At 63.5% G+C, this 14,888-nt stretch carries 10 protein-coding genes and 3 pseudogenes; 8 read left to right on the forward strand and 5 right to left on the reverse strand.

Annotated features, from left to right (window positions below; translation table 11 throughout):
• Window positions 1-77 precede the first annotated feature (77 nt).
• From ACF0H6_RS00345 to ACF0H6_RS00355, 3 genes are all read right to left on the reverse strand, one after another.
• The gene (locus ACF0H6_RS00345; protein ID WP_395247996.1) at window positions 78-1,250 is read right to left on the reverse strand and encodes a hypothetical protein; all 1,173 of its coding nucleotides are present in this window, start codon (window positions 1,248-1,250) and stop codon (window positions 78-80) included.
• 486 nt (window positions 1,251-1,736) lie between these two features.
• Window positions 1,737-2,993 (reverse strand): DUF4238 domain-containing protein, encoded by a 1,257-nt coding sequence (locus tag ACF0H6_RS00350; RefSeq protein ID WP_395247997.1) that lies wholly within the window; start codon window positions 2,991-2,993, stop codon window positions 1,737-1,739.
• Between the two features lie 393 nt (window positions 2,994-3,386).
• Entirely contained in the window at window positions 3,387-4,400 is a 1,014-nt protein-coding gene (locus ACF0H6_RS00355) for a competence protein CoiA family protein (protein ID WP_395247998.1), read from the reverse strand.
• Window positions 4,401-4,565: 165 nt separating this feature from the next.
• Between ACF0H6_RS00355 and ACF0H6_RS00360 the strand changes: the two genes are divergently transcribed.
• Window positions 4,566-5,627, forward strand: coding sequence for a hypothetical protein (locus ACF0H6_RS00360; RefSeq protein ID WP_395247999.1), 1,062 nt, complete (start codon window positions 4,566-4,568; stop codon window positions 5,625-5,627).
• A 1,272-nt stretch (window positions 5,628-6,899) separates the two neighbouring features.
• On the opposite strand, the gene ACF0H6_RS00365 is transcribed toward ACF0H6_RS00360, so the two are convergent.
• Window positions 6,900-7,934, reverse strand: a complete 1,035-nt coding sequence (locus tag ACF0H6_RS00365) for an AAA family ATPase (RefSeq protein WP_395248000.1) — start codon at window positions 7,932-7,934, stop codon at window positions 6,900-6,902.
• 133 nt (window positions 7,935-8,067) lie between these two features.
• Here ACF0H6_RS00365 and ACF0H6_RS00370 point away from each other — a divergent pair, with 133 nt between their 5' ends.
• On the forward strand, window positions 8,068-8,826 hold the full coding sequence (locus ACF0H6_RS00370; RefSeq protein WP_395248001.1) for a LamB/YcsF family protein: 759 nt from the start codon (window positions 8,068-8,070) through the stop codon (window positions 8,824-8,826).
• Here ACF0H6_RS00370 and ACF0H6_RS00375 read toward each other — a convergent pair.
• Window positions 8,823-9,050, reverse strand: coding sequence for a hypothetical protein (locus tag ACF0H6_RS00375; protein ID WP_395248002.1), 228 nt, complete (start codon window positions 9,048-9,050; stop codon window positions 8,823-8,825). The genes ACF0H6_RS00370 and ACF0H6_RS00375 overlap by 4 nt on opposite strands.
• On the opposite strand from ACF0H6_RS00375, the gene ACF0H6_RS00380 reads away from it, so the two are divergent.
• From ACF0H6_RS00380 to ACF0H6_RS00405, 6 genes and pseudogenes are all read left to right on the forward strand, one after another.
• Window positions 9,041-10,501: a 5-oxoprolinase/urea amidolyase family protein gene (locus ACF0H6_RS00380; RefSeq protein ID WP_395248003.1), complete on the forward strand. Its 1,461-nt coding sequence runs from the start codon at window positions 9,041-9,043 to the stop codon at window positions 10,499-10,501. The two genes, ACF0H6_RS00375 and ACF0H6_RS00380, sit on opposite strands and share 10 nt — an antisense overlap.
• Window positions 10,494-12,261: pseudogene (locus tag ACF0H6_RS00385) on the forward strand (acetyl/propionyl/methylcrotonyl-CoA carboxylase subunit alpha). Before ACF0H6_RS00380 ends, ACF0H6_RS00385 begins: the two are co-directional and overlap by 8 nt.
• Window positions 12,262-12,310: 49 nt before the next feature.
• A pseudogene (locus ACF0H6_RS00390) lies at window positions 12,311-12,989 on the forward strand (GntR family transcriptional regulator).
• A gap of 209 nt (window positions 12,990-13,198) precedes the next feature.
• Window positions 13,199-13,912 (forward strand): DUF969 domain-containing protein, encoded by a 714-nt coding sequence (locus ACF0H6_RS00395; protein ID WP_234757602.1) that lies wholly within the window; start codon window positions 13,199-13,201, stop codon window positions 13,910-13,912.
• Window positions 13,909-14,589 (forward strand): annotated as a pseudogene (locus ACF0H6_RS00400) (5-oxoproline transporter, DUF979 family subunit); the annotation flags it as partial. The gene ACF0H6_RS00395 and the pseudogene ACF0H6_RS00400, both read left to right, overlap by 4 nt.
• 115 nt (window positions 14,590-14,704) lie before the next feature.
• Window positions 14,705-14,881 carry a 5-oxoproline transporter, DUF979 family subunit gene (locus ACF0H6_RS00405; protein ID WP_395249840.1) on the forward strand — a complete coding sequence of 59 codons (177 nt, stop codon included), beginning with the start codon at window positions 14,705-14,707 and terminating at the stop codon, window positions 14,879-14,881.
• The last annotated feature ends 7 nt before the right edge of the window (window positions 14,882-14,888 follow it).

The raw sequence follows: 14,888 nt of genomic DNA on the forward strand, positions 1-14,888 counted from the left end.
GACTCCATGTTCCGACTTGTAGTACCTGACTGAGTTCAAGAGCCAGGTCAAGATCCGCCGTCGAAGTTGGCGGGTTGCTATCGACCGTACATCTGCGACGTCTCAAATACGCCACTCGCCGACGTCATGAATTCGCCCCTCAGAACTCCGTCGTAGTCGGCCATCGTCGCCGTCCAAGTCGCTGAGACTGAGCCAGTGGACCCGTCTGCTAGGTAAAGCTTGGCTATGCGCGCATTGGTTGACACGGTCTGACGGGGCCGAAGTTCATCGATATGCACTATTACGCGAACGTTGGAAGGTCCGTTTTGAAAATGGGTGGACACATTACCTCGAATATTGGGAATGCGCGCTGTTGATCTTAAGAGCGCTCTTGTGTCGAACGCACCGAGTCCCAACGGCATAGTGGGGGTTGGCCCCCAGCGCCGTGGCCTTCCTGGCATCTCGTCCGAAAGAGAAAGCTCTTTCTCAGATGCCTGGATTGCTGAGATTCCGGGACTCAAGTGAATGTCGAACTGCATGCTCTTAATGAACTTATCGGATCGGTTGTCGATGCGGATGACGGCATCGGGCAAACTCGTCGCGAGGAACAGCTGCTTGATTCGAGGCAGGCTATTTAGGGCTTTGTCGGACCACTCGGATATTTGATTCCTATATTGCTCGGGAGACCGGTTTTCTGTCGATTGCACTGTGGCGAACGCCTCGATCAGAGTCCTATCAGCGAGGCCGAGCTGCTGCGACGGCCATCCATGTATCGATTTAGAGCTCTTTTCTGGCAGGGCCCGGAGAAGACTTTGGGCAATCTTGCGTATGTACTCTTCGTCATGCGCTGGGTCGTCAACGACCTGATAGAGCGGAGACGTGAGGCTTGCCGCGATTTCCGGCACCGGAGTCCTTGGTTTGGCTCTTGCTTGCAGGCGGTTGAGGTCCGCGCTGCGAGCCTTGCGGGACTCCGTCTTGTACCGAACGTAGACGTCTCCGTCAGCAACTCCTGCACCGTCCTTGTGGCAGATATACATCGGGTCCCCCTCAAGCGGAGGTGCGACATCGATGATCAAAATCTCGCGATCAGAACTGAGCGCAGGTAGCCGGATTCCCCGCCAGTATGGTCCGTCAGGAGTGAGGTATGGCTCCAGGCGACTCTGGAGCTGGTGGTCTTCGGTCCGGGAAAGGCCCGCGAGCTGGCCGTTGTTGATACCCCAAACCATAATCCCGTGGCCACCCATGTACCGCTCGGCATCGACCTGGATCACGGTTGGCCATTGCGAGAATGCATTTGGCTAACTTCGCCAGATCTTCGCCCTTCATTGGGTCGCCCTGGGACTTCTGTTCAAGCCACTCTGATTCGTAGTTGTCGTGCTTGACGATGGCCTGGAGCAGCTTTTCCCAGTCCGCCGTAGATCGAGGCAGCTTCGCCTCATCCCAATCCAGCTGGCTCATCGAGCGGGCCTCCAATTCGTTACGTACCGCGTCACGGGCTAGTCTACGAGGCGTACCTCAAGTAGGACGTGACTGTTCAAATACCTGCCTCGCTAACGAGCTCGTCAGCTATGCAGGGCAAAGAAGCCGAGCAGGTGAGTATGACAACTGTTTTTGGTGGCGTACCCGCACCGCGAGCGGCCGCTTGGGAAAGCGTCCGTTCAAGAACCCAAGGATCCTTCACCGGGCGGCTTGAACGGGTTGGGGGGCAAGCCGGGATCGCTCGTCATGGCCAAGAGAGTGGCACTGTCAGGATTCCATTAGCGGATTCTCCTGGGTGACTGTACGGCGTCGACATGACGCGGGAGAACGACTCGACGAGGCTCATAGGTGACCGTGGAGGGCATTGAGGCCGGCGCTTCCGGAAGGCATCCAGGAAACGGCCGTGGCCCCAGCTCCAATGAAATGTACCCGTTGTCGAACGACAGGCCTGATCGAAACTCAGGTAGGCTCGCCGGAAAATTGATACGCGGACACCAGCCGCTGGAAAGGGCCTTGAAGTCGAGTTCTTGGAGGTTGATTTCGTTGACCTCGGAGCTAAGGCCCTTGGTTGCGATTCCCGCGAGACGATGCCAATCAAATTCGTGAGCGACGAGGGCCTTGCTGGCGAACGGCCATCCTTGCATCGTAATCTGCAGCGGAGTGGGTGGCCGGTTTAGAACTTGGCGGAACGGCCAGACTGAATCCTTGGATGGCCCGTAGATGAACTCCTGTGATGCCTGAGCGATAGTTAGATTCATTCTTTCGGTTTGCTCTGGAATGTAGGCGTGGTGCTCGATGCACGCCACCCATTTTCCGTGGCGGACGGCAAGCACCTTGCGGACTGTTTTGGGGTAGATCATGAGGACAAGGTTGCTGCTAAGCGGGAACACCCAACCGCGTTCGCGGGTATAGGGGTCAACGCAGCCCGCAAGGCCCAGTTCGTTTCCGATGAAAGGATGCGAACGAGAATCGTGGTGCAGGACTACCCAACGTGCCGCCGTTACTGGCGCCAGCAGCCTTTGCAGCTCGAATAGCCGCGTATTGTTGACGGCGTCATCGGTAATGCGGGGAAGCAATCCGTCCGGCACGCGGCTTCGATACCGCTCTGCGAAGTCCCTACCGCGAACGAACAGACTAGCCACAAACGGGACTAAAGTCCGCAACCAAATGTTTGCGTCAAGAGGGGCAGATCGATCTTCGAGAGCTCCGATCGCCCGAGCTAATTTCCCCTCATATGCGGTCCATGTGTCGTCGACGGTGCGACTATCGGTATCGCTCATGAGGGAGTACAAGTCTTTGACACGGCCAATTGATCCCGCTTGCGCCTCGAAAGGTTCGGCACGCTCCCGCCGCATCGTCCACAACTTCCGGTTTCGCCGCTCCGAATTTGTGTCGTTAGAAAGGCCTGCCATGTAGGTAGCCGGTATGAAATGGTCGCGGGGCATGGGCTGAGGATAGCTGAAGAATTCCCCTAAGGGTTCATGTTCGGATGCCCGTAAGCATCGGTCGTCTAGCGCACAGCCAATCATGCTCATGGCCGTGCGCCTGCTACCGGTCCCGCCATGCCCATTCACCCAGCCCGATTAACTGCCCGCCAAAGTCCAATATATGCAACACGACGCGTAGTAGTTCAACCCATGCGATGCAAGTCGGTTCAAAGCCTAGACGGCCGTCAGGCACCGCCGGGTGCCATGGCAATCAGCGCTGGCAGCGTCGGCGTCAAGGTCCTAACTCGGGCCCGAAATTTCGCTCGCCAATATCACTGCTCACGTCGGGATGCCCCGTTTGCCCCGGAGGCTGCTCGAATACTATATTCCGGAATCGGACATGTGGCGCATCCTGGCGGGACATAATTCCAGGTCTTCATCGTGGACCGGGGTGGAAGGGCGGCAGCGGGCTTCCAGGGTGTGCCGGGGAGAGCCGGTGGTCTAGCGTTTGCGTCCCATGATGCGTTCGATGGCTTCTGCCTCACGTTGGGCGTCCCGTTCCGGATCGATATACGGCGCACTTGCGCTGGCTCCCAGTACGTGGCTGTAACTGGTGCGGCTGCGGTACTGCCTGAGTGCGTCCGTCCGCCGCTCCACCGCCGTCGTCGGCCTGGACGTCAATGGCCGCCCGGCCCTTGCTTCCCGATGGGCCTTGAGTTGTGCCAGCCGGGCCAGTTCCGGCTTGTCCGCAATGAATTCAGACATCCCGGGTGGAGGCACCAGCGATCCTTCGTTCGACAGGCTCCACTCCGACAGCGGGGCTGAGGCGTAGTGGGTGGGAGGCACGAGGTACCGCTCAGCCGTGGGGTGGCGGTAACTGCCCGAGTACATGGCCACGAAGACACCGAGGGACCCGTACTCCGTGTCCAGGACGACACTGGTCAGCGGCAGATCGAGGGCCAGGTCAGGAACGTCCGGAGACCACAGCCACACGTCACGAATGCCGGCCGTCTCATAGCCGCCGTGGCGGCGGTCCCACTCTTTGGTTTCCATTGGCTTGCGCTGGACCTCGAATGCCAGATGCCGACCGGAGGTTGTTGTTGCTCTCACGTCGCTGCGCAGCCGGACGCTGGGGATCCAGACCTCATCTTCGACGGACCAGGGAAGGATGTGGTGCTGGTCTCTGGCCCAGTCCATGATGCAGCGCTTGCCGTACAGATGCTCAGCAGTCTCTCCGTGGCGACGCAGGCCGTCGGGGGCCTCGCCGGCCTGATGGCGGAAATGCTTGCATCGCGTTTTGGCGTCGACGAGCTGCACCGGGACTTCACGGCCGTCCTCCTTGCAGTCGATGCAGACGATCTCCTTGGAGCCCTTGTACCCGTAGCGGTCGTAGTAGGAGTTGTTTCCCCGGTGCATGGCCGCCGCCAAGACAACCTTCCCGTCCGCGTTGTTGTAGGCGACGAGGGGATCTGACGGTTCCCACTTGCGGGGAAAGAGCCGGCGTATCTCGATCATGGGCACAGTATGAGCCGAAGGGCTGACATTTCGTCGTAGGGTTAGAAAAAAGATTGAAGCTGATTGGGGAGCACGTTCATGGCAATTTCTGGTCAGCTAAGAGGAATCCAGCGGGTCTTAGCTCGTGAGGTACATGTATCTGACCTCCTGCAACACTTGACGGACTTGGATCCCCAGCCGTGGGAATCATTGGTCGGTTTCATTCCTGAGACCGCGGGCAGAGAACGGTTGTTGGCGAAGCTGAGCATTGACCGAAAGGTAAAGGGAACTGTTGATCTCGTGTTGGCGGGCGATGGCCAACAGGAATTGGCAATCGAAGTAAAAGTCGGGCATCGGTTCTCGGCGGATCAACAGGATCGTTATGAAAGATCGACGGATGGCCGCCTGATACTGGCCGGTCTTCGTGCAGACAGGACGCTCGTGCGTTCGGCTGAGAGGTGGGAATACCGGAACTTGGGTGACGTCTTTCAAGCCTGGGTTGACTCCCCAAGCGAGGAGGCAGCAACGCTGGCCAAAGCCGCTGCGAAAGTCATGCATGAGTGGGACGCCGCGATCGACGCCGTGTTCGGTCCCCGGGAGGAGGGGAAACCCCTCATTTCGATCGGCCAAAAGTTTCTCGCTGTTGTAATTGCCCGACGTGTCGCTGCCGAACTTGAGCAACGTGGCCTGATCGCGTGGGCAGGTGTTACGAGCGGTTCTGGCGGCTTGGCCATTGTCCAAGCCTGGGCCCGAATCCAGGACGATTCGGACCGCCGTTTTATTGCCGAAGTGAGATGGCACGAGGGCATGCAGGCGGGAGAACTCCGTCTCGGCGTCGATTACTTCCTGCCTGAATCACGTGACGCGCGTGCCGAGGCATGGAATATGGCCAAAGCTCTGGACGACGCGATTAGGATTGACGTCCTGCATACTCATCTGGTTGGGAAGCACCCTCAGCTCGGAGACCTCTTGCTAAGGATTGGTCCCGGACGTAGACCAGCAAATGATGGCGCATGGGAGCCGGTCGTCGAACGTGGCTTCAAGAGCACAAGCAACCCCGGCGGAGTCATGGGCGGCCGGTTGCAGAACAATCCGGGGTTTGCAGGAGACGGAACCCAGCGTTTCGAAGCCGTCAGCAAACTCGACTATTCGAGGGCCACGGCAACTGATCTCATCGAATTGCTTGAAGCTAGTCTTGAATTTCTGAAGAGTCGGATCGCCGGCGACGGCGAGTCAGCGAGGTCTTGAGCCCAAACAGAACGGAGAGGGCAGGCTGTAGCTGGCGCATTTCCCACCCAGAAGTCGAACGAAGTTCAGCATTCCCTCCATGCGTCTCGTAACTCTTCGGTTACGAGACAGAGATACGAGAATCCTGGGTGCGGAGAAAGTCGGTTCATTCCAACAGAACCGCGACCCCAGAGCGGAGTCATTTTTCGATAGTTGAGACGTCTCGTAACCGAATGTTTGAGTCTGCATACCGCTCATTAGTTATGAGACACATCGGACGCGCCCATGACTTAGTTGATTGGCCATACTTGTGTTTCGACCCGGCAGCCCTCCACCGGTCGGGCAGTGGGGGATCTACTGGCCGCCGGCGTTCGACGCGATGATCTCTACATCGGCCATGGGGTCTCCGAACCGCGACGGTCCACAGATGCTGGGGTTTCGCGACGTTTGCGTGATCCGGGTAGGCCTGTCATGCAGTGGTTTGTCATTGGACCTATGAATGATCGAGAAGGTGATCTACTGATGAACTGCGTCCGGACCGCTGCGCCTGCCAAGCTGCGTGGTGTCGGCACGCGTCTGAATGGGGGTGACGGCGCTGTGCCCCGTCGCTTGCTCCGAGCGAATCGCATGCGAGGGCACAGAAAAGTGGGTGTGCACAACGTACACACCCTTGCCGTCGGACTCGGCCGTATCGGTGCCGGATCGGGCCGTACTCGGCATGTTTTCTGGGGTTCCCTGTCTTTGCAACGGCGGGAATGCGGTTCGAGTCCCACCCCTGGCACAGTGTTTCCGCAGGTCAGAGGCTTGTTTGCCTCTGAGTGTGCACAAATGTTCACGGATGGGCCCCTTCGGGGACCTTTTCATTGCTGGCTGGCGCCTCGCTTTCCTTGCGTCGGGTGGCAGGTTCTGTGGTCTTGCTTCTTCATGTAATCCCGAGGCTGAACGATATGACGCGTTCGGAAGATTTACCCCCTCTCATTGGATAGCCGGACGCTGTGATTTCAACTTTGCTCCGGCGACCCCGAATGCGATAGTTCCGGCGAAATCTGGGGCTGTCCAGAAAGCGCGTCCTGACTTACGGGGAGCAGTCTCTTGTATAAGGGCAGTTCGTTGTCTGAGGAGCAGCGCGAAGCCGCGGTGGCGCTGTCTGCGGCCGGCTGGGGGTCCGGGGCCGTAGCGAGCAAGCTTGGGGTCGGTAGGAAAGCTGTCCCGCGGTTGCATGACAATGGAATAGTTGTGATTTTCCCGCTCGGGGTCGGGACGGCATTCGCCTGACCCCCGCTGCTGATCGGGTTAGGCCAGCCAGCGCCACCAGCGTGACCGTTCCGATTCCGGGGTCGGTTCTGGTTCCGGCTCCTCGCCCAAGGCCAGTGCGGCCTCGACGATGTCCTCCGCGGTGAGCGTCATGACGGCCTCACGATCGAGCGCGTCGAGACTTTGTTTTTCGTCGAGCGACAGCCGTAGTGCCTGGCGGTTGAGCGCCTGCTCGAACAGCGTGCGGGCGAACCGTGCGTTTCCGGAGTCCTCGCCCGCGTGGAGCCCTGTGAGGATGCGGCGCAGCATCTGGTCCGCGCCTGGCTCCAGCATGTACTCGTGCTGGGCCAGCATCTGGTGGAAGATCGTCTGGAGTGCGTCGACGGAGTAGTCGGGGAACGTGATCTCGCGGGCGAACCGGGAGCGCAGTCCGGGATTCGAGAGTAGGAAGGACTCCATCAACCGCGGGTACCCGGCCACGATCACGACCAGGCGGTGGCGATGGTCCTCCATCCGCTTGAGCAGGACCTCGATCGCCTCGGGGCCGAAGTCCGTCCGGCCGTCCTCCGGGGCCAGCGCGTAGGCCTCGTCGATGAACAGGACCCCGTCCAGCGCACGTCGGATCACTCGGTCCGTCTTGATGGCGGTCGCGCCGACGTACTGTCCCACCAGGCCGGAACGGTCGACCTCGACCAGGTGGCCTTTCTGCAGCAGACCGACCGCGCGGTACATTTCGGCCAGGAGCCGCGCCACGGTGGTCTTGCCCGTGCCCGGGTTTCCGAGGAACACCAGATGCTGTGATGTGGCCACCTCCGGCAGGCCGTGTGTCTTGCGCCGGGCCTGGACCTGGAGCAGTGCTACGAGGGCCCGCACCTGTTCCTTCACGCTCTCCAGTCCGACCAGCGCGTCGAGCTCGGCCTGCACCTCGGACAGCGGCCGGCCCGGCCCGGGCCTCACACCGAGGAGATCGCCGACGAGGTCGTCGACGCGCTCCGAACCGGGCAGCCTGAGCTGATCGGCCAGATGGCCGATGATTTCGCGCAGGTCGTCGAGCGGTTTGCGGCTGGCAGCCATGTACCCACTGTAGTACCCGATTCCGCACCGGGGTGGGGCTGGCCCTGCGAGGACAGGCCCCGCCCCAAGATTGTTGAACAATCCTGGATTTTAGGGCATTCTTGAAGGACACTAAACCGAGACGGAGATCACAATGCCCAGCATCGATCTGAACAGCGACGTCGGCGAGTCCTTTGGGAACTGGTCCTTCGGCGACGACGCCGCCATTTTTGAAAGTGTGTCCAGCGCCAACGTCGCCTGCGGGTTCCACGCGGGCGATCCTGTCGGCATCATGGCCACGTGCCAGGCCGCCGAGAAGGCCGGCGTCACGGTCGGCGCACACCCCGGCTACCGGGACCTGGCCGGATTCGGCCGTCGTTTCGTGGACATGACCCCGGCCGAGTTGACCGCAGATGTCGTTTACCAGATCGGCGCAGTCCAGGCGATGGCCCTCGCTGCCGGAACCACTGTCCGCTACGTCAAGCCGCACGGGGCCCTTTACAGCACCATCGTGAACCACCCACAACAGGCCGGCGCCGTGGTTGCTGCCGTCCTCGCCGTGGACCCCACGCTGCCCCTCATGGTGCTCCCGAACTCCGAGATCCAGCACCAGGCCGAGGCCGCCGGGCTCCGTACCGTGGCCGAGGCATTCGCTGACCGCGCCTACAATCCGGACGGCACCCTGGTCTCCCGGCGTGAACCGGGCGCCGTGCTGCACGAGGTGGCGGACGTCGTCGAGCATGTCCTGCGCCTGGCCACCGACGGTGTGGTCCGTGCCATCGACGGCTCCTTGGTCCCGGTCAAGGCCGAAAGCATCTGCCTGCACGGCGACACCCCCGGGGCTGTGGCCATGGCCGCCGCCGTCCGCGCCGCACTGGTGGACGCCGGTATCCAGATCCGGAGCTTCGCCTAACCATGAGCCCTCAGCAGCACGCACCACAAGCCGCTCCACCCGCCGGCCTGACCGGGATCAGGGCCGCCGGGGACCGGGCCATCCTGGTGGAGCTGCCATCCCTGCAAGCTGTCCTCAGCCTCCAGGCGCAGCTCACCGCGCATCCGCAGCCGGGCCAGATCGACGTCATAGCCGCCGCCGGAACGGTCCTCATTACGGCGGACTCGCCCAGGCGGTGCAGGCACTGGCAGCACATGTCCGCAGCCTGGCCCTGGAGGCGCTCACGGAAACTGACAGCACGCTGGTCACCATCGACGTGGTGTACGACGGCGAGGACCTGGATGAGGTGGCGGCCCTCACCGGGCTGGGCCGCGAGGGAGTCGTGGCAGCCCACGCAGGCCAGATGTGGACCGCGGCCTTCGCCGGCTTCGCTCCGGGCTTTGCCTACCTCACCGGCCAGGATTCCAGGCTCGAGGTTCCGCGCCGCCGGTCGCCGCGTACGGCGGTTCCTGCGGGGGCTGTTGCCTTGGGTGGCGCCTACTCGGCGGTCTACCCCCGGCAGTCGCCGGGCGGCTGGCAGCTGATCGGCCGGACCGATGCAGCCATGTGGGACCTCGGCCGGGAGAGCCCTGCGCTGATCCGCCCTGGGGACACCGTTCGGTTCCACGCCGTCCGTGCCCAGGCCACCGTGACTCAACAACAGCGGTCCAAGGCCAGCCAGGCCGCGGCGGAAGAGCAGGCCACCGAAGGCCTCACCGTCCGCAAGCCCGGACTCCAGTCCACCATCCAGGACCTCGGCCGCCCGGGTTACGCATCGCTCGGCGTGAGCAGCGCCGGCGCCATGGACCGCGGAGCACTTCGCCGTGCGAATTGCTTAGTAGGCAACGCGGGGGACGCCGCCGGGATCGAACTTCTCTTCGGCGGACTCGAGCTTGTTGCGGTCAGCGACCAGGTCATTGCAGTCACCGGAGCAACCGTTCCGCTGGCGGTCACGCGCCCGAACGACGAGCAGACTGCGAATGAGCGGCGCCCGAGGGCGATACGGTACCCGGCGTGCGACGCCCCCTTCGCCCTCCTGGCAGGGGAGCAGCTCACTGTGGGCACCCCGGTTGCGGGTCTGCGCTCCTATGTAGGTGTCCGCGGCGGACTCGGTGGATCCGAAGCCCTGGGCAGCCTTTCCACGGACACCATGTCCGGCATCGGCCCCGAACTGCTTCAAGCGGGCACTATCCTGGCCGTACGAACCCCCAAGCCAGGCAGTGTCGTGGGTCACCCCGAGATCTCGCCCCTCCCGGACCAAAGTCAGGCCACCGTGCTGCGCGTGGTCCCCGGACCCCGGCAGGACTGGTTCAGCGCCGAAACGCTGCAGGACTTCCTGACCCAGGAGTGGACCGTCACACCCCATTCGAACCGGATCGGACTGCGGCTGAACGGCGACGCGCTCACCCGCAGCCGGGACGGCGAACTGGCCAGCGAAGGAACCGTCCGCGGCGCCGTGCAGGTGCCCCCGGAAGGCCAGCCGGTCCTGTTCCTGTCGGATCACCCGGTGACCGGCGGGTACCCGGTGATTGCCGTCGTCGTCCACGCGGACCTGGACAAAGCCGCACAACTTCCCCCGGGCACCACCGTGCGGTTCGCCGCCGCGGCGCTCCCGGCAGACCTGCCCGAAACACCTAAGGAAACCTTCCATGCGTAAAGTCCTCATAGCCAACCGCGGCGAGATTGCCGTCCGGATCGCCCGCGCTTGCGACGATGCAGGCCTGGACAGCGTGGCCATCTACGCCGACCCCGACGCCGACGCACTGCACGTCTCCGTAGCCACCGAATCGTACTCGCTGAGTGGCTCCAGGCCCAGGAAACCTCCCTGGACATCGAGAAAATCCTCGCCGTCGCGGCGAAAAGCGGCGCCGACGCCGTCCACCCCGGCTATGGCTTCCTGTCCGAGAACGCCGGCTTCGCCCAGGCAGTCATCGACGCCGGTCTGACCTGGATCGGCCCGTCCCCGGAAACGATCCGGCTTCCTGGGCGACAAGGTCAGCGCCCGCGAGGTGGCCGTCCGCGCCGGCGCTCCTCTCGCCCCGGGTAGCGACGGTCCGGTGGCCAGCGCCGCCGAGGTCCGGGCCTTCGCCGAGCAGGTGGGCCTTCCGGTCGCCATCAAGGCTGCCTTCGGCGGCGGCGGCCGCGGCCTGAAGGTGGTCCGGAACCAGGCCGACATCGAGGAGAGTTTCGACTCTGCGGTGCGTGAATCCCTGGCTGCCTTCGGCCGTAGTGTGTGCTATGTGGAGAAGTTCGCTGGACCGCCCCCGCCACGTGGAAGCCCAAGTCATCGCGGACATGCACGGGAACGTGGTGGTGGTGGGCACCCGTGACTGCTCGCTGCAGCGCCGCCACCAGAAACTCGTGGAGGAGGCCCCCGCGCCTTTCCTCACCCCCGAACAGCGTGCTGCCATCCACGCCTCTGCAAAGGCGATCTGCCGCGAGGCCGGCTATGTGGGCGCGGGCACCGTGGAGTACCTGCTGGACGGCTCGGGTTTCCTGAGCTTCCTTGAGGTGAACACCCGGCTGCAGGTGGAGCACCCCATCACAGAGGAGACCTCGGGCGTGGGCAGTTGGTGGCGGCGCAGCTGGCCATCGCGGCGGGGGAGAAGCTTCCCATCCTGGAGGACCCGGAACCACGGGGCCATGCGTTCGAGTTCCGGATCAACGCGGAGGACCCGGGCCGGGGCTTCCTGCCGTCCCCGGGCTCTCTCACGGAGTTCGAGGTGCCCACCGGGCCGGGGATCCGCGTGGACACCGGCGTCCGCGCCGGCTCTGTGGTGCCGGGGCAGTTCGACTCCCTGCTCGCCAAGCTTGTGGTCACCGGGGCGAACCGCCAGCAGGCCTTGCGCCGCGCCCGCCGGGCCCTGCGTGAGTTCCGCATTGGAAGGCATGGCCACGGTGCTGCCGTTCCACCGGGCCGTGGTGGAGGACCCGGACTTTACCCGCGCCGACGGGCTGGGCATTTACACCACCTGGATCGAGAGCGAGTTCGCCACGGCCCTGGCGGCGGACCCTGCCTTCAGCCCCGCGGCGCCGGAGGAACCCCGCCGGACCATCGGCATCGAGGTGGACGGCAAGCGGATGGAGCTGGGACTTCCCAAGACGCTGCTGGATGCACTGCTCGACGGGGGAGGACGGCGAGGTATCGGGGCTTCCGGTGCCTTGGTTCCGGTCAGTGGCGCGGAGACTGAGGCGGAGAAGAACGACGGCGATCTGCTGGCGACCATGGCGGGCACCGTGGTGAAGTGGCTGGTCCAGCCCGGGGCGTCAGTCGAGGAAGGGGAAACGGTGCTGGTGCTCGAAGCCATGAAGATGGAGGCGCCCGTTGCAGCCCACCGTGCCGGTACGCTCGGTGAGCAGTCAGCAGTGGCGGGGGACGCCGTCGCGCCCGGTCAGGTGCTCACCAGCATCGGGTAAGCGGTGATGCTGGCGCTGTGGCGCAGGTCCGGGCCGATATCGTGGTGCCATGACGTTTGACGAGGTGCTTGCCGATCTCCAAGCCCAGGCCAAGACCACAAAGCATGCCGAAACGGGCCTCTGGGTGGCGGCCCAGCTCCGCAGCCGCATCGAGGCCGGGAAGCTGAAGCCCGGTTCCAAGCTCGCGGAGGAAGCCCTTTGCGAGGCCCTTGGCGTGTCCCGCAATACCCTGCGGGAGGCGTTCACCGCGCTTCACGCGGAGCACATCGTCACACGCATCCCCAACCGCGGAGTGTTCGTCGCCCATCCGACGGCGGACGACATCCGGGAGATCTACCGCGTTCGCCGCTTCCTGGAGCCCGCGGCGGTGCTGTGGGCCGGGGACACCTCGATGGAGCGGTTGGCGGGAATCATCAAGGCAGCCAGGGCCGCCGCCGCCGAGGGGGACATTCCCGGCATGGCCAGCGCCAACCAGGACTTCCACCGTGCCATTGTTGACCGCGCGGGCAGCGAGCGGCTCAACAGCCTCATGGGCCAGGACCTGGCCGAAATGCGCCTGGTGTTCCACTCCATGGCTGCCAACCCTGCCTTCCATGAGCCGTATGTGGAGGACAACGCAAAGATAGTGGAGCTCCTGGAAGCGGGGAGCCCTGGCTGCCGCAGCGGGCTTCCTGGCCGCGTCCCTGGACCGCGCCGAGGCGCAGCTGCTCGCCGCCGTCGGCCGCTGAGCTAATCCCTTCCAAAGAAGGGGTTGCAGGATTGTTGAACAAAAAGCTATGCTGTGGATCACACCGTTGGTCTGCAGCTCACTAAAACCTGCAGGGCAAACGTGACCGGGGCTCCCGCCCCTCGGCGCCGCCCAACCCTTCAACCGGGGCACGGACGCGCCGGCCCCCACTTCGCAGACCCGTCACGGGTCCACTGGGAAGGGATAACCATGCTTGTACTCATCGGGGTGCTCCTGGTGATCGTTGGCTTTGCCATCCGCCTGAACCCTCTGATTGTCGTCACCGTCGCCGGCATTGTCACGGCACTGCTGGGCGGCATGAACCCCGCGCAGATCCTTGACTCGTTCGGCACCGGATTCGCCAACAGCCGCTCGGTCACCATCTTCGTTGCGGTGCTGCCGGTGGTGGGCATCATCGAGTTCTTCGGGCTGCAGGAGCAGGCCAAGATCCTCATCGGCCGCCTCGCCAAGCTGACCGCAGGCCGCGTCCTGATCGGCTACCTGGCCGTCCGCCAGATTACCGCAGCCGTGGGCCTGAACAGCATCGGCGGCCACGCCCAGACCGTCCGCCCGCTGGTGTTCCCCATGGCAGAGGGCGCAGCGCTACGCCGCTACGGCCACGTGCCGGAAAAGATCAGCGAGAAGATCAAGGGCCACTCCGCAGGCGCTGACAACGTCGGGGTCTTCTTCGGTGAGGACGTCTTCGTGGCCGTCGGTTCCATCCTGCTGATCACCACGTTCGTGGACACCACCTACCACCTGCACCTGGAACCGCTCCAATTGGCGCTCTGGGCCATCCCCACCGCCATCGCCGCCTTCCTCATCCACGGCTTCAGGCTGCTGCGCCTGGACAAGCAATTGGACAAGGAATACCGCGAATATGAGCTCACCGCCCAGAAAGAAACCGCAGGAGAAGCCAAATGATCAACGTTGAAGCGGTTTACTGGCTGATCGGCATTCTCTTCGTCGCGTGGGCATCCTTGATTGCCGCCGACACCAACCACCCCCGCCGCTGGGGCAGCTCGGCCTTTTGGGGCCTGCTGGGTCTGTGCTTCTTCTACAGCGCCTGGGTCCAGGCCGGCACCGCGCCGGGCTGGATCCTCGGCATCGCCGTCCTGATCCTGGTGGTGCTGGGGTCCACTGGCCTGCTGGGCCACGGAAAGCACCGCACCTCCACCGGACCGGAGCGGGAGGCCTACGCCAAACGATTCGGCAACAAGCTCTTCATTCCCGCCCTGACGCTGCCGCTGGTTACCGTCATCTTGGTGCTCGCCGCGCCCGTGCTGGTGATCGGCGGCACTCCGCTGCTGGATCCCAAGAACACCACGCTGGTGGCCCTGGCCATCGGTGCCGTGGCGGCCGTCGTCGTCGCCCTTTTGATCCTCAAGCCCAAGAACCCGGCGACGCCTATTTTCGAAAGCCGCCGCATCCTTGAATCCATCGGCTGGGCCGCGCTGCTGCCGCAGATGCTCACGACGCTGGGCATCCTCTTCACCAAAGCCGGCGTAGGCACCGCGGTGGGCACGCTCGCCTCCGGGTTGCTTCCCAAGGGCTCGCTGATCGCCGGCGTGATCGTGTACTGCGTGGGCATGTTCCTGTTCACCGTGCTGATGGGCAACGGTTTCGCCGCGTTCCCCATCATGACGGCCGCGATCGGCTGGCCCGTTCCTGGTGCAGAGCTTCCACGGCGACCCGGCCATCGTCTTCGCCATCGGCATGCTCGCCGGCTTCTGCGGGACGCTCTGCACTCCCATGGCCGCCAACTTCAACCTGGTACCGTCCGCGCTGCTGGAAATGAAGAACAAGTACGGCGTCATTACGGCGCAGGTGGGCACCGCCATTCCGCTGCTGGCGGTCAACATCGCGCTGATGTACTTCCTGGCCTTCCACTAAACCCCCG

Origin of the sequence: Arthrobacter sp. NA-172 (assembly GCF_043952055.1) — a bacterium.
Taxonomy (GTDB): Bacteria; Actinomycetota; Actinomycetes; order Actinomycetales; family Micrococcaceae; genus Arthrobacter.